Source organism: Micromonospora sp. WMMC273 (assembly GCF_027460285.1).
GTDB lineage: Bacteria > Actinomycetota > Actinomycetes > Mycobacteriales > Micromonosporaceae > Micromonospora > Micromonospora aurantiaca.
Genome location: NZ_JAPZBE010000001.1, coordinates 5,172,891 through 5,193,803, shown reverse-complemented (window position 1 = coordinate 5,193,803; position 20,913 = coordinate 5,172,891). Strand labels below are relative to the sequence as shown.

The following is a 20,913-nucleotide window of genomic DNA, read 5'->3' as shown; positions in this document are numbered from 1 at the left end:
GTGGCGGGCGGGCTGGCGCGGGCGGCGGTGGTCGGTACCGGGCTGATCGGCGGTTCGGTGCTGCTGCGGCTGCACGCCGCCGGGCTGGACGTCGCCGGTTGGGATCCCGATCCGGCGGCCCGCCGGCTGGTACGCGACCGGGGCATCGACGCGCCCGACACGGTCGAAGAGGCGGTCACCGGCCGGGACGTGGTGTTCCTCTGCGGCCCGCTGCCCACGCTGCCGGCGACACTGGCCCGGGTCGCGGCCGTGACCGACGACGACTGCGTGCTTACGGACGTGGGCAGCGTCAAGGCCGAGGTGAGCACCGCCGCCACCGTGCAAGGGCTCGGGCACCGGGTCGTGCCGGGGCACCCGATGGCCGGCGCGGACCGGGCCGGAGCGGGCGCCGCCGGCCCGGACCTGCTCGACGGCGCAGCCTGGGTGCTCTGCCCGGGGCCGGCCGGCCTGGGCGCGTTCCGGCGGCTGGCGGTGCTGCTGGTGGACGTCTTCCACGCCCGGGTGGTGCCGATGTCCGCCCCGGAACACGACGGCGCCGCCGCGCTCGCCTCGCACGTACCGCACGTGCTGGCGGGAGCGCTGGCCGGCACCGTGCACCGGTCGGCGTTGCGGGACGCGGTGCTGACGCTCGCCGCCGGCAGCTTCTCCGACGGCACCCGGGTCGCCGGCGGGCCACCCGAACGGACCGCGAACATGCTGCTCGGCAACCGGGACCGCGTCCTCGCCGAACTGGACGCGCTCGGCGCGTTCCTGAGCGAGCTGACCGAGGCGCTGCGCGGTGGCGACGCGGGTGCGCTGGCGGACCGGTTCGCCGAGGGGCGAGACGTCCGCGCGACCCTGCGGGCGCGTACGTTCAGCACGCACCGGCGGGAGTTCCCGGCCGCCGCCGACCACGCGGGCGAGCTGGCGTACCTGCGGGAGCTGGGCGCGGCGGGCGGTCACCTGAGCGGGGTACGGGAGACGGCCGGCTCGGTCACCTACACGGGGCACCTGCCGGCCACCCCGCCGTTAGGCTGAGGGCATGGCTGACGCACCGGTCGTGGCGGTACGCGGTGAGGCGTACCGGGAGGTGGCTCCCGAGCTGGCCCGGTTCACCGTGACGGCGACGGCGCGGGACCGGGACCGGGAGACCACGCTGACCCGGCTGGCCGAACGGGCCGCCGCGGTGCGCGCGCTGCTCGACGCGGCCGAGCCGGCTGTGGAGCGCCGGGAGACCGGCCAGGTCCACGTCCGGCCGGTGACGAAGCGCTCCGGCGACCGGGTGGTGGCCTACCAGGGCAACGTGAGCACCACAGTGACGACCACCGACTTCACTGCGCTCGGCGAGCTGATGCTCCGCCTGGCCGACCAGGAGCAGGTGGAGGTGGCCGGGCCGGTGTGGTCGCTGCGGCCGGACAGCCCGGCCTACCGGGAGGCGCGGCAGGCCGCGATCGCCGACGCGCTGGTCCGGGCCCGGGAGTACGCTGAGGCGCTCGGCGCCCGGGTGATCGCGTTGCGCGAGCTGTCCGACACCGGGATGAGCGCCGGGCCGCCGATGATGATGGTCGGGGCGGCCTACTCGCGCTCCGGCGAGCCGGAGCGCGAACTGGAACTGGACCCGGCGCCGCAGCCGGTGCAGGCGGCGGTCGAGGCGCGGTTCACCATCAGCGAGCCGGTGCTGGGCTGATGCCACCGGCGGAGGTGCTGCCGCTCGACGAGCTGGTCGCCCGAGCGCGGGCGCTGGCCGAGACCGGCCCACGTCAGCTGCTCGGCATCGCCGGGGCACCCGGGGCGGGCAAGTCCACCCTGGCGGAAGGGATCGTGGCCGCGCTCGGCCCGGTCGCCCGGCTGGTCCCGATGGACGGCTTCCACCTGGCCGGGTCCGCGCTGGCTCGGCTGGGGCGGGCGGGGCGCAAGGGCGCGCCGGACACGTTCGACGTCAACGGCTTCGTGTCCGTGCTGCGCCGGTTGCGCCGGCTGGAACCGACGTCGGTGTGGGCGCCGGAGTTCCGCCGGGACCTGGAGGAGCCGGTCGCCGGGGCGATCGAGGTGCCGCCTGAGGTGCGCCTGGTGGTCACCGAGGGCAACTACCTGCTGCTGCGGGACGACCCGTGGGAGGAGGTACGCACCCTCGTACACCAGATCTGGTTCCTGGATCTGGACGCGGAGTTGCGGCTGCGCCGGCTCACCGCGCGCCATGAGGCGTACGGGAAGTCGCCGGAGCAGGCCCGCGCCTGGGCGCTCGGCAGCGACGAGGAGAACGCCCGGCGGGTCGCCGGCACGGCCGGGCACGCCGACCTGGTGGTACGCCTGGCCGAACCGCCGCAGGCGTGACGTCGGCCGGCCCGCCGCCGCAGTGGTGCACGGTCAGCCGGTCCGCTGGCGTGGCGACGGCACGGTGCGGCGCAGCAGCCGCGCCACCACCGCCCGCTCGCGGGTGAACTCCACCGACTCCGGATAACCGCTGTGGCTACGGATGGGCGGGTCGGCCACCTCGCCGCCGGACGGGTGCAGCGCCTCCGGGTCGGCCACCGGCACGTCTCGCTGACCGGCGCTGACCTGCCAGCCCAGCGGGTCGGTGTCCCGCCAGAAGTTCGTCCAGGCCACGTGCCCGCCGGGCCAGGTGAGCGCGCCGGCCAGCGCCCGCAGCCGTTCCGGCCCGAAGTAGGACGGGAAGACCCGCCCGTAGAGCCGGGTGAGCTGGCAGCCGTAGGAGAAGAACCAGGTCCGTAGCCGCCACCGCCGGGGCAGTTGCAGCAGCACCGCGGCGCAGATGACGGTGCCCTGGCTGTGCCCGGAGAGGACGACGCCGTCCATCCGGTCGGCGTGGTGCGGCGGTAGCGCCAGCAGGCCCGCCACCCGGGTCTGGAGTTCCGGTACGGCGCGTTCGGCGTAGCTGGGGGGTGCGAGCGGATGCGCGGCCCGGGGCCAGAACGTGCACACGTCCCAGATCACGCCGACCGAGCGGCGTACCGAGTCGGTGCGGTAGACGAGCAGCCCGAGCGCCGCCATCACCACCGGCAGCCAGCCGAGGAGGGCGTCGCCGCGCTCGGCGGTCCAGTGGATGGCGGTCTGCCAGCCGGACGGGGACAGCGGGCTGGGCCGCTCGCCGGACAGCGCGGCGGCGCAGCAGAGGGTGACCAGGGCGGCGCAGAACGCGGCGTAACAGCCCAGCAGCCGTACCGCGTGCTCGCCGATCAGGCGGTGCAGCGCCCGGTAGGTGCTGACGTCGCGGCAGCGCCGCAGGTCGTGTGCGGACAGGCCGGGGGTGGCGGCCAGCCGCGCGTACTCGACCCGGCGCAGCCGGTGCAGCATGACGACGGCCCGGATCAGCAGTCCGATCAGCGCGGCCAGGCCGATCGCGCAGGCCAGCCCGGCCCAGAAGACGGCCAGCGGCGGCACGACCCGGCTCGGGCCGCTCGGCTCGGCCGACGCGTCGAGCCGGTCGCTGACCCAGTAGAGCAGCCCGGCGCAGTACGCCACCGCCATCATCCAGCCGAACCCGGCGATGACCGCCGGGGCGCAGCCGCGCCAGGCGAGATCGGTGTACGCGCCGAGTGGCTGGGTCGGCACCGGCGGTCGCAGGCGGGGCAGGAACAGTCCGGCGGCGGCCAGCGCGACGGCCGGACCGACGAGCATCCAGGTGCGCAACTCGCCCGGTGCGGCGGGCAGCACGGGCAGCCCGCGTTCGATCCAGGTCGCGCCGACCGGCAGCAGCACCATCCCGGCGACGGGGCCGATCAGCGCCCGTCGGCCGGAGCGGTTCGCCGCGGCGATGGCGAGCAGCAACAGCACCTGGTACGCGAGCAGCCACGCGACTGCCGTGTCGTACCCGGGCAGTGACCTGTCGGTGCGGCAGCCGGCGGTGACCGGCTGCGCCGTGCACCCGTCCGGCGGCCGGTACGCCGACAACGGCTGCCCGGCCGCCCCGTCGGGGAGCAGCAGCAGGGTGAACGCCCCGATCAGTCCGAGCGCGGTGAGCGCCACGACCGCCGCGCTCCACCGGCCGAGCGGGGTGGCGCCCTGCCGCCGGCTCAGCCACGGCCGGGCGACAGCTACCACGGCGATCATCACCACGGCGGCGAGCAGCGCCACTGTGGGCCAGGCGACGGCGGCCCGTACGCCTCGCGGCGGGTCCATGATCATCACTGCGGCGACCGGTACGGCGGCGGCGCTGACCGCCCCGGTGCACAGGTGCAGCACGGCGGCCCGGCGCAGTTGCCCCTCCCCGTTCCAGAACGTCGGGTCCTGGAGCGGGTTCCGTGGCGGTTCACGCGGGTCCGGCCGGCTGTCCGGTTCGCCGTCCTCCCGGGCCGCCCCGTGGTGGTGCGGGTCCGCGGGCATCTGCGCCTCGTACTGGTAGGTGCGGAAGGCGACGAGCCCGATCCCGGCCAGCACGAGCAGTGGCAGCAGCAGCCCGAGCGCGAGCGTCCGGGTGCCCTCGCGCCACCAGGGGGCGCCGAGGAACTCCCACGGCCCGGGTATCTTGCCGAGGCAGTCCGCCTCGACGCACTGCCAGGCGATGAGGTCCACGCCCACACCGGTCACCGTGACGACGAGCGTGCAGGTCAGGCTCAGGCAGAACAGGCGGATGAGCCAGGCGGTGATGCCGGACCGGCTGGCCCAGCGTTCCTGGTCCGGGTCGGGCGGGATGCCGGCGCGGGCGTGCAGCGCGACGTTCGCCAGCGCGAACGGGAGCATCAGTGTCCACAGCGCCCGTTCCACGTCCCGCCGGGTCCGCGCGCCGGAGGTCAACTGGCCCCAGCTGTACGCCTCGACGGTGATCGGGTCGTCCCGGCCCGCCGCGCTGGACCGGTAGAAGCCGGTGGTCTGACCGCCGGCGACAAGCATTGGTTGCGCACCGTCACCGTTGGCGCCCGCGGTCAGGCCGAGCAGCTGATCCGGCGGGGTGTTGGAGACCCCGTGCACCCGCAGTTCGAGGACCCGTTCCATCGTGCCTCCCGGTAAACGCACTACTACCCAGAGTGCGTGAGAGGACGGGAATCCGCATCCGCTGGAACGGTTGTTTCCCCAGCTCAGGACGGATTGCTCAGGCTCCTGATCGGGCGAGCAGGGTTACCCACCGCCACCACGTTCGCCGGTAGGTCGCGCGTCACCACCGCGCCGGCGCCGACCACCGTGTTCTCGCCGATGGTCACTCCGGCCAGCACGATCACCCCGCCGCCGAGCCAGACGTTGTCACCGATGGTGATCGGTTTTGCGGACTCCCACTTGGCCCGGCGCGCCTCCGGTTCCACCGGGTGGGTGGCGGTGAGCAGTTGCACGTTCGGTCCGATCTGGACGTCCGCACCGATGGTGATGCGGGCGACGTCGAGGAACACCGCGTTGAAGTTGACGAACGTCCGCGCGCCGATGTGCGTCTGGTGTCCGTAGTCGCAGTACAGCGGCGGCCGGACCCAGGCGTCCTCGCCCAGCGAGCCGAGCAGTTCGCGCAGCGCGGCGAGGCGTCCCGCCGGATCGTCGGCGGAGCTGCGGTTGAAGCGTTCGCCGAGCCGGGCCGCCCGCTCCAGATCGGCGATGATCGCGGGATCGTCGGCGATGTACTGCTCGCCGGCCAGCATCCGGTCCTTCATGGAGGTCATCGCCCGATCGTCCCGGCCCGCTCCGGTGGGTGGTGGCGGTTCCGTCGGATCGGCGACTTCCCGATACATACGCGGTATGTAATTCTGATACCCGCATCGATGTGTCTCCCATCGATGAAACGTTCGACGAAGGAGGAAGGTTGCTCCGGAACCGCAGAAAGCTGACGGCGTTCGGCCTCGGCCTGACGCTGGCGCTCGGCCTGCCGGTGCCCGCGCTGGCCGCCGCGCCCACCGCGCCGACCGGCCCGTCCGCCCGGACCGGGCCGTCCGCCCCGGCCGGCGTCCAACCGGTCACCGTCACCCTGATCACCGGCGACCGGGTCACCGTCGCCTCCGGCGGCCGTGCCGCGGTACGCCCCGGCGCCGGCCGCGCCGGCATCCAGTTCCTGGTCGGACGGGAGCGCGACCGGCTCACCGTGATGCCGCAGGACGCGCTCCCGCTGGTCCGCGCCGGCAAGCTCGACCGGCGCCTGTTCGACGTGAGCGGGCTGATCGAGGCCGGGTACGACGACGCGCGGCGCGGCAGCGTACCGCTGCTCGTGACGTACCGGCCGGGGGTGGCCCGGCGGACGGCGGCCCCGCTCGCGGGCGCGCGAGTGACCCGCGACCTGCCGGCGATCGCCGGCGCGGCCGTCGTCGCCGACAAGGGTGACACCGGCGCGCTCTGGAAGGAGGTGAGCGCCGACCGCTCCGGTGCCCGGCTCGACGCGGCGGGGGGTGTCGACCGGATCTGGCTGGACGGCCGGCGGCGGCTGACACTCGACCACAGCGTGCCGCAGATCGGCGCGCCGACCGCGTGGGCGGCCGGCTGGACCGGTAAGGGCGTGCGTGTGGCGGTGCTCGACACCGGCGTCGACCTCAGCCACCCGGACCTGGCCGGCAAGGTCGCCGAGTCGCGCAACTTCACCGAGGAGGCGGACCCGGACGACATCGTCGGGCACGGCACGCACGTGGCCTCCACCATCGCCGGCAGCGGCGCCGCCTCGGGCGGGAAGTACCGGGGCGTGGCGCCCGACGCCACGCTGCTGTCCGGCAAGGTCTGCGAGGTCTACGGCTGCACCGAGTCGGCCATCCTGGCCGGCATGCAGTGGGCCGCGGCCGAGCAGCACGCCACAGTGGTCAACATGAGCCTCAGCGGCGGCGACACCCCGGACGTGGACCCGCTGGAGGAGGCGGTCGGGACGCTGACCGAGCAGCACGGGACGCTGTTCGTGATCTCGGCCGGCAACGACGGCGTCGACGGTTCGGTCGGCTCGCCGGCCACCGCCGACGCCGCGCTCGCGGTCGGCGCGGTGGACCGGGACGACGCGCTCGCCGACTTCTCCAGCCGTGGTCCCCGGGTGGGCGACGGGGCGATCAAGCCGGACATCACCGCGCCGGGTGTGGAGATCGTGGCCGCGCGGGCCGCGAACGGCCAGATCGGCGACCCGGTGGGGGACCGGTACGCCTCGCTGTCCGGCACGTCGATGGCCGCCCCGCACGTGGCCGGCGCGGTCGCGCTGCTCGCCCAGCAGCACCCCGGCTGGACGCCCGAGCGCTACAAGGCGACGCTGATGGCCTCGGCGAAGCCGCACCCGGAGCAGACCGCGTTCCAGCAGGGCGCGGGCCGGGTCGACGTCGCCCGGGCGATGACCCAGCAGGTGACGAGCGAACCGGCCTCCGTCTCGTTCGGTGTGGCGGCCTGGCCGCACACCGACGACAAGCCGATCAGCCGGACGGTCACCTACCGCAACGGCGGGACCGCCCCGCTCACGCTCGACCTGAGCACCCGGTTCACCGGGCCGGGCGGGCGGACCGCGCCGGCCGGCATGCTGACCCTCAGCACCTCCCGGCTCACCGTTCCCGCGGGCGGCAGCGCCCAGGCGACAGTGGTGATCGACACCCGGCTCGGCGGCGCCGACGGCTACTGGACCGGCCGCCTGCTCGCCCGCGCCGGCGACGCGGTGGTGGTGACCCCGCTCGCGGTCGACCGCGAGGTGGAGAGCTACGACCTGACCGTGACCCACCGCAACCGCTCCGGTGCCCTGACCGACGGCTACTACACGGTTCTGCTCGGGCTCGACGACGGCAGCTACCGGGACGTCTACGGCGCCGGCGGCGAGACCCGGATCCGGGTGCCGAAGGGCCGGTACGGCGCGCACAGCCTGATCTTCGTCGACGGTGACCAGGGCTGGTCGGAGGTCTCCTTCCTGGCCCAGCCGGAACTGGTGGTGGCCGGGAACCAGCGGCTCACGCTGGACGCTCGGCGGGCGAAGCCGATCCGCACCACGGTGCCGCAGCGCGGCGCGGCACCACTGCTGATCGACCTCACCGCGGCCTGGGGATTCGGCGACTACTACAACAGCTTCGGGCTGTGGACCGACCGGTTCGAGGGCCTCTACTCGGCCCAGATCGGCCGCACCGTCTCCGACAAGGTCTTCGTCGGCGCGCTCGCCAGCCAGTGGGCCGAGCCGACCGCGCCGGAGCGCAGTCCGTACTTCTACGGCCTGAACGACCTGTTCCCGGGCCGGTTCCCGACCGGCTTCGTCCGGCACTACCGGCCGGCCGACCTGGCCGCCGTCACGAACCGGTTCGCCGCCGGCTACGCCGGGATGGAGAACGAACTGGTCGTCTACGCGGAGCGCGACTACAACATGGGCGGCTCGGCGATCGTCCTGCCGGTACAGGTGCCGGGCAAGCGGATCGACCACCTCAGCGTCACCCGGACCCGCTGGAGCGCCGAGCTGGCCTTCGGTGAGCGCTCCGAGGAGGGCTGGCTGGAGCCGCGGGCGGCGCTGGAACGAGTGCCGACCCGCTACCGGGCCGGGCACACCTACCGGGACGAGTGGAACAAGGCCCCGTTCGGCCCGTCGTTCCCGCAGCCGCAGTGGCCGGAGCAGGGCATCACGCGGACCGGCGACACCCTCGTCGTCTCGCTGCCGGTGCACAGCGACGCGGCCGGGCACCCGGGCGGTTCGCTGAACGACACCGAGCACACCCGGCTCTACCGCAACGGCAAGCTGGTCGACGAGTCGCCCTACCCGGGGTACGGCGAGTTCACAGTGCCGCCGGGAACGGCGAACTACCGGGTGGAGACCACCGCGACGCGCGGCTTCACCGACCTGAGCACCGAGGTCTCGGCGAGCTGGACGTTCCGCTCCAAGCGGGTACCGGGTGACGTGCCGGCCCGGCTGCCGGCCACGGCGGTCCGGTTCACCCCGCCGCTGGCGGTGGACAGCTCCGCCCCGGCGGGCCGGACGTTCACCGTGCCGGTGACCGTGCAGCGTCAGCCCGGCGCGCCGTCCGGCCGGGTCGTGGCGCTCACCGTCGACGTCTCCTACGACGGTGGGAAGACCTGGCAGAAGGCGGCACTGAAGAAGCAGGGCGGGGCGTGGACGGCCACCGTCCGGCACCCGGCCGGCCCCGGGTACGCGTCGCTGCGGGCCACCGCCCGTGACGACGCCGGCAACACCGTGACCCAGCGGATCATCCAGGCGTACCGCCTGCGGTGAGCCGGCCGTCCGGGTCCGCGCGGTGAGCGCGGACCCGGACGGGGGTACGGCTCAGTCGTTGGCGTGCAGCGCCGCGTTGAGCGTGATGCCCTGGCCGGTGCGGGGCTTCGCCTCCAGCGCGCCGGTCACCGAGTTGCGCCAGAACAGCAGCCCGTCGACGCCGGACAGCTCGCGGGCCTTGACCGTCCGGCCGTCCGGCAGGGTGATCTTCGAGGCGGCGGTGATGTAGCAGCCGGCCTCCACCACGCAGTCGTCGCCGAGCGTGATGCCGACACCGGCGTTCGCGCCGACCAGGCTCCGCTCACCGATGCGCACCTTCTCCGTGCCGCCGCCGGAGAGCGTGCCCATGATCGAGGCGCCACCGCCGATGTCGGAGCCGTCGCCGACCACCACGCCCTGCACGATCCGGCCCTCGACCATCGAGGTGCCCAGCGTGCCCGCGTTGAAGTTGACGAAGCCCTCGTGCATCACAGTGGTGCCGGAGGACAGGTACGCGCCCAGCCGGACCCGGTCCGCGTCCGCGATCCGCACCCCGGACGGCACCACGTAGTCGGTCATCCGGGGGAACTTGTCCACCCCGTACACGGACAGGTGGCGGCCGGCGGCCCGCTCGATGACGCGCAGCTCGTCCACCCGCTCCGGCGGGCACGGCCCGGCCGACGTCCAGGCCACGTTCGCCAGCTTGCCGAAGATGCCGTCGAGGTTCAGCTCGTTCGGCCGTACCAGGCGGTGGGAGAGCAGGTGCAACCGAAGGTACGCGTCGGCGGCGTCCTTGATCGGGTCGTCCAGCGAGCCGATCAGCGTGGTCACCTCGACAGTGCGCAACCCGGGCAGCGCCCGCTCGCCGATCGCGCCCGGCGGCAGGTCGAGCACGTCGGCCCGGTCCTCGCCGGGCACCAGCGGCAGCTCGCCCAGGCCCAGCTTGCCGGTCGGGTACCAGGTGTCGAGCACCTGGTCCTGCGCGGTGACGGTGGCCAGGCCGATACCCCAGGCGGATGGTGCGGACGTCACGGTGACACCTCTCTGCTCCGGCGGCGGCGTCCGCCGCTCCTCGCGGCCGGGGGCGCGGCACGTGTCCCTCGCGCCCACCGAGGATGACGGTACCGTGCGAGACATGCAGAACCCGTTGACCCCCGAGGTCCTGGCCGATCCGGTGGCGCTGACCCGCGCCCTGGTCGACATCGAGTCGGTATCCCTCAACGAGAAGGCCGTCGCCGACTGCGTGGAGGAGGTGCTGCGCGGTGTGCCGCACCTGACCACCTACCGGCACTCGAACACCGTGATGGCCCGTACCGACCTGGGCCGGGCGCAGCGCGTGGTGCTCGCCGGCCACCTGGACACCGTTCCGCTCAACGGCAACTTCCCCTCGACCATGCGCGGCGACCTGATGTACGGCTGCGGCACCTCCGACATGAAGTCCGGGGTGGCGTTCGCGCTGCACCTGGCGGTGACGCTGCCCGACCCGCGCTACGACGTCACGTACTTCTTCTACGAGGCCGAGGAGATCGAGTCGAAGTACAACGGCCTGACCCTGGTCGCGCAGAGCCACCCCGAGTGGCTGGAGGCCGACTTCGCGGTGCTGCTGGAGCCGACGTACGGGATCGTCGAGGCGGGCTGCCAGGGCACCATGCGGGCGGTGGTCACCACGCACGGCGAGCGGGCCCACGCGGCGCGCTCCTGGCACGGGGTGAACGCCATCCACGGCGCGAGCGAGGTGCTGCGGCGGCTGACCACGTACGAGGCCCGCCGGGTGACGATCGAGGGCTGCGACTACCGCGAGGGCCTCAACGCGGTACGGATCACCGGCGGGGTGGCCGGCAACGTCATCCCCGACCGCTGCGAGATCGAGATCAACTACCGGTACGCCCCGGACCGCGACCCGGCGGGCGCCGAGGCGCACCTGCGCGAGGTCTTCGCCGGCTTCGAGCTGGAGGTCACCGACGCGGCGGCCGGCGCCCCGCCCGGGCTGGAGAGCCCGGCGGCGCAGGAGTTCCTGGCGGCCGTCGGTGCCGCGCCGATCGGAAAGCTGGGCTGGACGGACGTGGCGCGGTTCGCGGCCATGGGCATCCCGGCGCTGAACTTCGGCCCCGGCGACCCGAACCTGGCGCACCACAAGGACGAGCACGTCGAACTGACCAAGATCCGGGACGGCGCGGCGACGCTGCACCGCTGGCTGGCCCCGGCCTGACGCGCGGCGGTCACCGGGGCCCGCGCCCGCCGCGCGGGCCCCGGTGATCGTCAGACGGTCGTCGTCAGGGGTGCTTCCGCCTCGCCGGTCTCGCCGGTCAGGTCGGACCGGTGGGTCTCCATCATCCGGGCGCGGCGGCGCTCGGCCACCACGTCACGGATCCGCCGCTGCATCTGACGGCGGATCCGGATCATCTCGCTGTTACTGATCAACGCTGGCTCCTCCCCCGAAGGCGCGTCGCCCGGGGTATACCGGGTATGTGAATAGTAAGACGTACGTGCGACCGAATTAGTTGCCCGGATCCCAAAGATTTCTCCGGCTCCCGGGCCTTCGCGCCGGGCCGGAGCCGCTCCACTACGGTGACTCCATGGGCGAGAGCAGGGGAATGTCGGCCGGGGACGGCCGACGGGAGGAGCGGAACCGGGGAGAACGGCACCGCGGTGCGGTTACGCTGCGCAACCGGGCGATTCCGACGAGTACGGCCGATCAGCGGCTGCTCGACTCCCGGGGACGCAGCGACTGGAAGACCAAGGACGCCTGGCGCGCGCTGCGGATCCTCTCCGAGTTCGTCGAGGGCTTCGACACCCTCGCCGACCTGCCCCCGGCGGTGAGCGTCTTCGGCTCCGCCCGCAGCAAGCCGGACAGCCCGGAGTGCCGGATGGCCGAGGAACTGGGCGGCGCACTCGCCCGGGCCGGGTACGCGGTGATCACCGGCGGCGGTCCCGGCGTGATGGAGGCCGCCAACCGGGGTGCCGGTGAGGCCGGCGGCCTCTCCGTCGGGCTCGGCATCGAGCTGCCGTTCGAGCAGGGCCTCAACGACTGGGTCGACCTGGCCATCGACTTCCGCTACTTCTTCGCCCGCAAGACGATGTTCGTCAAGTACGCCCAGGCGTTCGTGGTGCTCCCCGGCGGCTTCGGCACCCTGGACGAGCTGTTCGAGGCGCTCACGCTGGTGCAGACCGGCAAGGTGACCCGCTTCCCGGTCGTGCTGATGGGCACCGACTACTGGCGCGGGCTGCTCGACTGGCTGCGCGCCACCATGGCCACCGAGGGCAAGATCGGCCCGTCCGACCTCGATCTGATCCGCCTCACCGACGACGTCAACGAGGCGGTCCGGCACATCGTCGAGGCCGAGGCGGTGCTCTCCGCCGAGCAGGAGGCGGTCCGCGAGGAGGCGGTCGCCCGGGTGGCCGCCGACCAGCGAGCCGCCGCCGAGGCCGCCCCCGAGGGCCCGGCGGGACGGAGCTGACCCGTGGCCAACGTCTGTGTCTTCTGCGCGTCCTCCCGCACTCTCGACGCCCGCTGGCTGGCGCTCGCCACCGAGACCGGTGAGGAACTGGCCCGGCGCGGCCACACGCTGGTCAGCGGCGGCGGCTGTGTCGGGATGATGGGCGCCGTGGTGCAGGGCGCGCGGGCGGCCGGCGGTCGCACCATCGGCGTCATCCCGCAGTCCCTGGTCGACCTGGAGGTCGCCGACCTGGACTCCGACGAGCTGCTGGTGACCGACAGCCTGGCCAGCCGCAAGACGCTGATGGACGAGAAGTCCGACGCGTTCGTGGCGCTGCCCGGCGGCCTCGGCACGCTCGACGAGCTGTTCGAGGTCTGGACCACCGCCACCCTGGCCCTGCACGCCAAGCCGATGGTGATCGTCGACGTGGACGGCTTCTACCGGCCGCTGCTCGACTGGATCCGCGGGCTCGGCGAACAGCGGTTCCTCAAGCCGGCAGCGCTGGACCTGTTGATGGTGGCCGACAGCGTCCCCGCCGCGCTCGACCTGATCGACGCCCGCCTCACCTGACGCGCGCCCGGGTCGGCCCGTCCTTGTTCACCACCGTCTCGGCGGGCTTGATCGACACCGCTTGGGGGCTTGATCGACACCACTTCCCGGAGAGCTTGATCGACACCATTTCGGGGAGGTGGTGGTGTCCGGGCCGGTGGGATGTGGCCACCTCGCCGTAATGGTGTTGATCTAGGGGTGGGATGCCCCCACTTCGCCGAGGTGGCGCGGACGCCTGGGGTCGGGCGTGGGGGTGTGTCGTTTGTTGGAGTGGCGCGGTTCGGTGCGTGTGTGCTCGGCCGGTCGGGCTTGTTGAACACCGTCGCGGGGCGGGCTTGATCGACACCGCTTGGGGCTTGATCGACACCATTTCGGGGAGGTGGTGGTGTCCGGGCCGGTGCGATGTGGCCACCTCGCCGTAATGGTGTTGATCTAGGGGTGGGATGCCCCCACTTCGCCGAGGTGGGCGTGAACGCCTGAGAGACGGGTGTGTGGCAGAGCCGGGCAGTGGTGCACGCCGCGGTCAGGTGAGCTGGTGACGGCGGGTCGGCGGTCGGTTTCCGGGTGTCGTACCGGCGTGGTGGGATGTCTGTGATGCAGGCGTACCGGTTGGTGCGCCGGCCCGGCGGCGCGGGGGCGGGGGTCACCCACGACGCCGGGGCGGGGCAGGGGGTGGGTCGGTCCGGTGGATCGGCCGATGCGGAGCCGCGATCCGGGGGGTCGGCGGGCGATGCCGCGCACCCGCAGACCACCGTGCACCCGCAGACCGCCGCGCACCCGCAGACCGCCGCGCACCCGCAGACTGCCGCGCCGCCCGAAGGCGCTTCGCCGCAGAACGAGACCGGCGCGTCGCCACCGTCGGCTGCTTCCGCGGGGATCGGGGCCGGGGAGGGCACGAACGTTTCGTGCCGGGTCGATCCGGTGCAGGCCGAGGTGGTCGCGCACACCGACGGGCCGATGCTCGTCGTGGGCGGTCCCGGCACCGGCAAGACGACGACGCTCGTCGAGGCGGTCGCGGCCCGCGTGGCCGAGGGCGTCGACCCGGAGCGGATCCTCGTGCTCACCTTCGGCCGGCGGGGCGCCACCGAACTGCGCCACCGGATCGAGGCGCGGATCGCCGGGAACGGACACCGCGTGGTCCGCGAGCCGCTGGTGCGTACGTTCCCGGCGTACGCCTTCGGGCTGCTGCGCCGCGCGGCGGCCGAACGCGGCGAGCCCTCGCCCCGGCTGCTCACCGGCCCCGAGCAGGATCTGATCATCCGCGAGCTGCTCGACGTGGTGGGGGAGGAGCCCGGCGACGACCCGGTCGGCTGGCCGGAGGACCTGCGCCCCGCGCTGCGTACCCGGGCGTTCGCCCAGCAGCTCCGCGATCTGCTGATGCGTGCCGCGGAGCGCGGCGTCGGCCCGGTCGAGCTGGCCCGGCTGGGGGAGAAGCTGGGCCGCGCCGACTGGCCGGCCGCAGCGCGCTTCCTGCGGGAGTACGTCGCCGTGCTCGCCCTGCGCGACGTGAGCAACCGGGGTTCGGTCGCGTACGACCCGGCGGAGCTGGTGCGCGCCGCCACCGGCATGCTGCTCGACGACCCCGAGCTGCTCGCCGCCGAGCGCCGTCGACTGACCCATGTGTACGTCGACGAGTTGGCCGACACCGACCCGGCCCAGCTCGACCTGCTCGCCGTGGTGGCCGGCGGCGGCCGGTCCCTCGTCGCGTTCGCCGACCCGGACTCGTCCACGTACGCGTTCCGCGGCGCCGACCCGGCGGGCGTCACCACGTTCCCGCACCGCTTCCGCACCGCCTCCGGTGCGCCGGCAGCCCAGGTCACGCTCACCACCTCGTACCGGGCCGGGCCGGAACTGCTGGCGGCCACCGCTCGGCTGGCCCGCCGGCTGCGCGGTCCGGCGGCGCACCGGCGGCTGCGCCCGCTTCCCGGCGCGCCGGCCGGAACGGTGGAGGTACGGACGTTCCGGTCCGCCACCAGCGAGTCGGCCTGGCTGGCGCACGCGTTGCGCGAGGCGCACCTGCTCGACGGCGTGCCGTGGTCCCGGATGGCGGTGCTGGTCCGCTCCACCGGCCGGCAACTGCCGTCGCTGCGGCGCGCGCTGCACACGGCAGGCGTACCGACCGTCGTGCACGGCGAGGACCTGCCGCTGCACCTCCAGCCGGCGGTCGCCCCGCTGCTGCTCCTGCTGCGCTGCGCGCTCGAACCCGGCCGGCTGGACGAGGAGGCGGCGGTCGCGCTGCTGCACTCGCCGCTGGGCGGGGCCGACCCGCTGGCCGAGCGGCGGCTGCGTCAGGGGCTGCGGGCGCTGGCGCTGGCCGGCGGCGACCGCCGTCCGTCCGGGGAGCTGCTGGTGGAGGCGCTGCGCGACCCGGCGGAACTGGCCACCATCGAGCGCCGCTGGGCGGCGCCCGCGCAAGCCGTGGCGCACCTGCTCGCGACCGCCCGGGAGACGGCCGGCCGGCCCGGCGCCACGGTCGAGGACGTGCTCTGGGCGGTGTGGCGGGAGAGCGGGCTGGCCGAACGCTGGGCCGGGGCGATCACCAGGGGGCGGGCGGCCACCGGCGAGCACGAGACCGCCCAGCGCTGGCGGGCCGAGGCCGCCGACCGTGACCTGGACGCGGTGCTCGTCCTCTTCGACGCGGCGGCCCGGTTCACCGACCGGCTGCCGGGCGCGCGTACCGAGGTGTTCCTCGACCACGTCCTCGGGCAGGAACTGCCCGCCGACACACTCGCCGCCGCCGCCGACCGGGGCGACGCGGTACGCCTGCTCACCGCGCACGCCGCCAAGGGGCTCGAGTGGGATCTGGTCGCGGTGGCCGGGGTGCAGGAGGGCGTCTGGCCGGACCTGCGCCTGCGCGGCAGCCTGCTCGGCTCGGAGCGGCTCGTCGACGTGCTCGCCGGCCGCGCCGACGGTGCCGGACTGCGGGCCAGCCTGGTCGGGCAGACGTCCGCGCTGCTGGACGAGGAGCGACGACTGTTCCACGTGGCGATCAGCCGGGCCCGGCGGCGCCTGCTGGTCACCGCTGTCGCGTCCGCCGCCGTCGGCGGGGACGACCACGAGGAGCAGCCGAGCCGCTTCCTGCACGAGCTGGCCGCCGCCGACCCACCCGCCACCGGCGGTGGCGGCCCGGACCCGACCGGTCCGGCCCCGAACGGCCCCGGCCCGGCCGGGAACGGCCCGACAGGTACGGCCACGCGCGGGCGATCTGCGGACGGGCCGGTGCCGCACGGGGACGAGCATCCGCAGGACGGGCCGTCCGCCGCGCTCCCGGTCACCCTGCCGCCGCGAGGGCTCACGCTGTCAGCGCTGGTGGCGGAGCTGCGTACCGCCGTCACCGACCCGGCGACGCCGATCACCCGGCGGCACGCGGCGGCGGGTGAGCTGGCGCGGCTGGCCGCCGCCGGGGTGCCCGGCGCGCACCCGGAGGACTGGTGGGGGTTGCGCGGCCTCTCCGACGACCGGCCGCTGGTCGACGAGGGCGAGCCGGTGCGGGTCACCCCGTCGGCGATGGAGAGCGCGTTGCGGTGCAGCCTGCGCTGGCTGCTGGAACGGCACGGCGGCAGCGGGCCGGCCAGCGCCGCGCAGGGCGTCGGCAACCTGGTGCACGCCGCCGCGATGCTCGCGGAGGACGCCAGCGTCGACCGGGAGGCGTTGCTGGAGTACGTGGCCGCCCGGTTCGACGCGATCGAGCTGGCCGCCCGGTGGATGGCCGGTCCGGAGCGGCAGCGCGCCGAGGCGATGGTGGACAAGCTGCTGCGCTGGCTGGCCGGCAACCCGCGCCGGCTGCTCGCGATCGAGCACGAGTTCGCGGTCCGCCTCGACGACCCGGCCCGCCCGATCGAGCTGACCGGCCGGGTCGACCGGCTGGAGGTCGACGACGAGGGGCGGCTCGTGGTGATCGACCTGAAGACCGGCAAGTCGACTGCTGTCACCGAGCGGGAGGTGGCCGAGCATCCGCAGCTCGGCGCGTACCAGGCGGCCGTGGAGGCGGGCGGGTTCGCCGAGTTCGGCGAGGAACCGGGCGGGGCCGCGCTGGTGCAGCTCGGCACCGGTGCGCGGGACGCCAAGGAGCAGACCCAGGCCGCGGCCGGGGAGGGGCCGGAGGCCGGGTGGGCCACCGCGCTGGTGCGCCGTACCGCGGACACGATGGCCGCCTCGACGTTCGCCGCCGTGGCCAACTCCAAGTGCCGGGTCTGCCCGGTACGCACCAGCTGCCCGGTCTCCGGCCAGGGCCGCCAGGTGGTCGAGCCGCCCCCGGAGAGTCAGCCGTGAGCGCGAGGAGTGAGCCGGTTTTGCGAGCCCCGCAGTCGCGAACAAGGACCGGACCATGAGCGTTCAGCCGGCGCTGTTCGGCGCCTCCGCCACGCCCGCGCCGCGTACCGCCGACGCCGGACCCCGCTACACGCCCGTCGAGCTGGCCCGGCTGCTGCGGCTGCCGGCGCCCACCCGGGAACAGGCCGCGATCATCGCCGCGCCGGTGGAGCCGCTGCTGGTGGTCGCGGGCGCCGGCTCGGGCAAGACCGAGACGATGGCCGCGCGGGTGATGTGGCTGGTCGCCAACTCCTACGTACGCCCCGAGCACATCCTCGGCCTCACCTTCACCCGCAAGGCGGCAGGTGAGCTGGCACACCGGGTCCGCACCCGGCTCGACCAGCTCATCCGGCGGCTCGGCCGGCCGGGGCGGGATCCGCACGACGACCCGCTGGCGGGCGAGCCGACCGTGTCCACGTACCACTCGTACGCCGGGCGGATCGTCACCGAGCACGGGCTGCGCGCCGGATACGAGCCGACCACCCGGCTGCTCACCGAGGCGTCCCGCTGGCAGCTCGTCGACCTGCTGGTGCGCAACTACGACGGCGACATGTCCGAGGTGGACCGGATGCCGTCGACCATCACCGACGCCGTGCTGGCGCTCGCCGGTGAGCTGGACGAGCACCTGGTCGACCCGGACGAGCTGGCCGCCTGGACCGGCCGGTTCTTCGCCGACGTGCAGTCCCGGCCCGGCCGGGTCTACGCCGACGTGCGCAAGGCGCTCCAGCTCCAGCGGACCCGGCTGAAGCTGCTGCCGCTGGTGCGCGCGTACGCCCGGCGCAAGGACGACTTCGAGGCGATGGACTTCGCCGACCAGCTCGCCCGCGCGGCCCGGGTGGCCCGCGACCATCCCGGCGTCGGGGTGATCGAGCGGGACCGGTTCCGGGTGGTGCTGCTGGACGAGTACCAGGACACCAGTCACGCCCAGGTGGTGCTGCTCAACGCGCTGTTCGGCGGCGGCCACCCGGTCACCGCCGTCGGCGACCCGTGCCAGTCCATCTACGGCTGGCGGGGGGCCAGCGCCGGCACGCTCGACCGGTTCCCGGCCGAGTTCGCCCGCACCGACGGCAGCCCCGCCGACGTGCTCAGCCTGACGACGAGCTGGCGCAACCGGCCGGAGATCCTCGGTGTCGCCAACACGCTGTCGGTGCCGCTGCGGGCGGCCGGCGCGCGGGTGCCGGAACTGCACGCCGCGCTCAGCGTCCGCGACCCGATCCCGCACCGCACGCCGGGCGGGCAGGCCGGCGGCACCGTGCACTGCGCGTTGCTGGAGACGTACGCCGACGAGGCCGACTGGATCGCGGACAGCGTGCTGGCGGCCTGGCGGGGCGCGGCCGGCATGCCCGGCGCGCTGCCCGAGCACATCCCCGCCGACCGTCGCCCGACCACTGCGGTGCTGGTGCGGCTGCGCAGCCAGATCCCGGCGATCGAGGCGGCGTTGCGTGCCCGCGGGCTGCCTGTCGACGTGGTCGGCCTGGGTGGGCTGCTGGACACCCCCGAGGTACGGGACGTGGTGTGCACGCTGCGCGTGCTCGCCGACCCGACCGACGGGGCGGCGCTGCTGCGGCTGCTCACCGGCGCGCGCTGGCGGATCGGCCCGCGTGACCTGGTCGCCCTGCACCGCCGCGCCCGCGCGATCGCCCGCAGCCGCCGGGAGCTGACCGGCGACGAGGGCCCGGAGATCACCGTGGACGCGCTGGACGAGGCCACGCTCGTGGAGGCGCTTGCGGATCTGGGGCCGGCGCAGGCGTACTCGGCCGAGGGCTACGCGCGGCTGCGCTCGTACGGGATGGAGCTGGCGCTGCTGCGCTACCGGCTGGACCAGTCGCTGCCGGAGCTGATCGCGGACATCGAGCGGACCATCGGGCTCGACGTCGAGGTGGCGGTCCGGGCCGGCCGGGACGGCGCGGGCGACGCCGGGCTGGCCCGCGCCCACCTGGACGCGCTCGGCGACGTGGCGGCCCGGTTCAGCGGCGAGACGCCCGGCGCGACGCTCGCCGGTTTCCTCGCCTACCTGGCCGCCGCCGAGGACGAGGAGCGCGGGCTGGCGCCCGGCGAGGTGGAGGTGGTGGCCGGCGCGGTGCAGGTGCTCACCGCGCACGCCGCGAAGGGCCTGGAGTGGGACGTGGTGGCGGTGGCCGGGATGACCCGGGGCGCCTGGCCGGGGCCGGTCCGCAACTCCGACCACTGGCTGGGCGGGCTGGGCGTGCTGCCGTTCCCCTTGCGCGGCGACGCGGACGGGCTGCCGGAGCTGGGCCTGCCGGAGGCGGAGGACCAGCGTGGCGTGGCCCGGGCGTTGACCGACTTCACCGACGCCTGGCGGGCGCACGACGAGCGGGAGGAGCGCCGGCTGGCGTACGTGGCGGTGACCCGCCCCCGACGGCTGCTGCTCTGCTCCGGCTACTGGTGGGGGGAGGGGACCAAACGGTTCCGCGGCCCGTCGGTGTTCCTGCGGGAGGTGCACGACGCCTGCCTGGCCGGTGCGGACGGGCACGTGGTGGACGCCTGGACGCCCGAGCCGGCCGGGGACGCGGTGAACCCGACCACCGAGACGGTGTTGCGGGCCGAGTGGCCGGCCGACCCGCTCGGCACCCGCCGGCCCGCGCTGACCGAAGCGGCGGCGCTGGTCCGCCGGCACCTGGCCGACCCGGAGACGGCCCGCCGCGAGGCGGCAGTGCTCGCCACCACGGGAGCGGCGGAGGACGCCGAGGTGGCCCGCTGGCGGCGCGAGGCCGATCTCCTGCTCGCCGAGCGGGCGGAGCTGGCCCGGCAGGCCGAGGCGGTCGAGGTCGCTCTACCCGGCCAGATGTCGGTGACCCAGCTCGTGGCGTTGCGCCGCGACCCGGAGGCGCTGGCCCGGACGCTGCGCCGCCCGATGCCGACCGAGCCGAACCCGTACGCCCGGCGCGGCACCGCGTTCCACGCCTGGCTGGAGCAGCGCTTCGGCGCGGACCGGCTGCTCGACGTGGACGAGCTGCCCGGCGCGGCGGACGAGGACGCGGCCCCGGACGAGGCGCTCGTCGAGTTGCAGGAGCGCTTCCTGGCCGGCGAGTGGGCCGACCGGGTGCCGGTGGAGGTGGAGGTGCCGTTCGCCACCGTCATCGCCGGCGTCGTGATCAGGGGGCGGATGGACGCCGTGTTCGCCCGGCCGGGCGGGCGCTACGACGTGGTCGACTGGAAGACCGGGCGGCAGCCGGCCGGCCGGGAGGCCGACGCGGCGGCGGTGCAGCTGGCGGTCTACCGGCTGGCCTGGGCGGAGCTGGCCGGGGTGCCGGTGGACCGGGTCGGCGCCGCGTTCCACTACGTGCGGGACTCCGCGACGGTCCGTCCGGCCGACCTGCTCGACGCCGAGGGGCTGACCGCGTTGGTCGCCGCCGTGCCGGAAATCCCGGGGGATCTCCCGGAGCGCGCGAATCCGTGATACGTTGGCCGGGTTGCAGTTTTGGTTTCCAGAGACTCTGTGTGCGCCTGGCGGATTGTGGCCCCAGGCGCTCTTTGTTGTGTCCGGAGTTCTCCGGGCGGGGCGACCAGCAGCGACAGGCACGCCGCGTATTCCACGCGCGG

13 protein-coding genes are annotated in these 20,913 nt (G+C 74.6%); 9 read left to right on the top strand and 4 right to left on the bottom strand.

The genetic code is table 11. The features are described 5' to 3' along the window. Genes O7611_RS24005 through O7611_RS23995 form a run of 3 tightly spaced genes read left to right on the top strand, consistent with a single transcriptional unit; the run spans window position 1 to window position 2,313 of the window. Window positions 1-1,017, top strand: coding sequence for a prephenate dehydrogenase (locus O7611_RS24005; RefSeq protein WP_194800449.1), 1,017 nt, complete (start codon window positions 1-3; stop codon window positions 1,015-1,017). 4 nt (window positions 1,018-1,021) lie between these two features. Next, window positions 1,022-1,666, top strand: a complete 645-nt coding sequence (locus tag O7611_RS24000) for an SIMPL domain-containing protein (protein WP_194800450.1) — start codon at window positions 1,022-1,024, stop codon at window positions 1,664-1,666. Then, a complete protein-coding gene (locus O7611_RS23995) occupies window positions 1,666-2,313 on the top strand; it encodes a nucleoside/nucleotide kinase family protein (protein ID WP_194800451.1) in 648 nt (215 codons plus the stop codon). The genes O7611_RS24000 and O7611_RS23995 overlap by 1 nt, the downstream gene beginning before the upstream one ends. A 33-nt stretch (window positions 2,314-2,346) precedes the next feature. Here the strand turns inward: O7611_RS23995 and O7611_RS23990 are convergent, their stop codons facing one another. Further along, the gene (locus tag O7611_RS23990; protein ID WP_194800452.1) at window positions 2,347-4,932 is read right to left on the bottom strand and encodes a hypothetical protein; all 2,586 of its coding nucleotides are present in this window, start codon (window positions 4,930-4,932) and stop codon (window positions 2,347-2,349) included. An 83-nt stretch (window positions 4,933-5,015) separates the two neighbouring features. Then, entirely contained in the window at window positions 5,016-5,582 is a 567-nt protein-coding gene (locus O7611_RS23985; protein ID WP_269697624.1) for a sugar O-acetyltransferase, read from the bottom strand. A gap of 140 nt (window positions 5,583-5,722) precedes the next feature. Here O7611_RS23985 and O7611_RS23980 point away from each other — a divergent pair, with 140 nt between their 5' ends. Beyond that, window positions 5,723-9,073 carry a S8 family serine peptidase gene (locus tag O7611_RS23980; protein ID WP_269697623.1) on the top strand — a complete coding sequence of 1,117 codons (3,351 nt, stop codon included), beginning with the start codon at window positions 5,723-5,725 and terminating at the stop codon, window positions 9,071-9,073. 51 nt (window positions 9,074-9,124) lie between these two features. Here the strand turns inward: O7611_RS23980 and dapD are convergent, their stop codons facing one another. After that, a complete protein-coding gene (dapD, locus tag O7611_RS23975) occupies window positions 9,125-10,084 on the bottom strand; it encodes a 2,3,4,5-tetrahydropyridine-2,6-dicarboxylate N-succinyltransferase (protein ID WP_194800455.1) in 960 nt (319 codons plus the stop codon). Window positions 10,085-10,187: 103 nt separating this feature from the next. Between dapD and dapE the strand changes: the two genes are divergently transcribed. Further along, window positions 10,188-11,261, top strand: coding sequence for a succinyl-diaminopimelate desuccinylase (dapE, locus tag O7611_RS23970; RefSeq protein ID WP_269697622.1), 1,074 nt, complete (start codon window positions 10,188-10,190; stop codon window positions 11,259-11,261). 50 nt (window positions 11,262-11,311) lie between these two features. Here the strand turns inward: dapE and O7611_RS23965 are convergent, their stop codons facing one another. Next, entirely contained in the window at window positions 11,312-11,473 is a 162-nt protein-coding gene (locus O7611_RS23965) for a hypothetical protein (protein WP_013288426.1), read from the bottom strand. Between the two features lie 173 nt (window positions 11,474-11,646). Between O7611_RS23965 and O7611_RS23960 the strand changes: the two genes are divergently transcribed. From O7611_RS23960 to O7611_RS23945, 4 genes are all read left to right on the top strand, one after another. After that, on the top strand, window positions 11,647-12,510 hold the full coding sequence (locus O7611_RS23960) for a TIGR00730 family Rossman fold protein (RefSeq protein ID WP_442929394.1): 864 nt from the start codon (window positions 11,647-11,649) through the stop codon (window positions 12,508-12,510). A gap of 3 nt (window positions 12,511-12,513) precedes the next feature. Next, window positions 12,514-13,059, top strand: coding sequence for a TIGR00730 family Rossman fold protein (locus O7611_RS23955; protein ID WP_269697620.1), 546 nt, complete (start codon window positions 12,514-12,516; stop codon window positions 13,057-13,059). Window positions 13,060-13,995: 936 nt separating this feature from the next. Continuing rightward, window positions 13,996-17,310 carry an ATP-dependent helicase gene (locus O7611_RS23950; RefSeq protein ID WP_281601183.1) on the top strand — a complete coding sequence of 1,105 codons (3,315 nt, stop codon included), beginning with the start codon at window positions 13,996-13,998 and terminating at the stop codon, window positions 17,308-17,310. 55 nt (window positions 17,311-17,365) lie between these two features. Then, entirely contained in the window at window positions 17,366-20,770 is a 3,405-nt protein-coding gene (locus tag O7611_RS23945) for an ATP-dependent helicase (protein WP_194800459.1), read from the top strand. Window positions 20,771-20,913 lie beyond the last annotated feature (143 nt).

Bases quoted from the DNA above. Each gene is read 5' to 3' on its own strand.
- O7611_RS24000 (WP_194800450.1), top strand. From the start codon at position 1,022: ATGGCTGACGCACCGGTCGTGGCGGTACGCGGTGAGGCGTACCGGGAG.
- O7611_RS23995 (WP_194800451.1), top strand. From the start codon at position 1,666: ATGCCACCGGCGGAGGTGCTGCCGCTCGACGAGCTGGTCGCCCGAGCG.
- O7611_RS23985 (WP_269697624.1), bottom strand. From the start codon at position 5,582: ATGACCTCCATGAAGGACCGGATGCTGGCCGGCGAGCAGTACATCGCC.
- O7611_RS23990 (WP_194800452.1), bottom strand. From the start codon at position 4,932: ATGGAACGGGTCCTCGAACTGCGGGTGCACGGGGTCTCCAACACCCCG.
- dapE (WP_269697622.1), top strand. From the start codon at position 10,188: ATGCAGAACCCGTTGACCCCCGAGGTCCTGGCCGATCCGGTGGCGCTG.
- O7611_RS23950 (WP_281601183.1), top strand. From the start codon at position 13,996: ATGCTCGTCGTGGGCGGTCCCGGCACCGGCAAGACGACGACGCTCGTC.
- O7611_RS23945 (WP_194800459.1), top strand. From the start codon at position 17,366: ATGAGCGTTCAGCCGGCGCTGTTCGGCGCCTCCGCCACGCCCGCGCCG.
- O7611_RS23960 (WP_442929394.1), top strand. From the start codon at position 11,647: ATGTCGGCCGGGGACGGCCGACGGGAGGAGCGGAACCGGGGAGAACGG.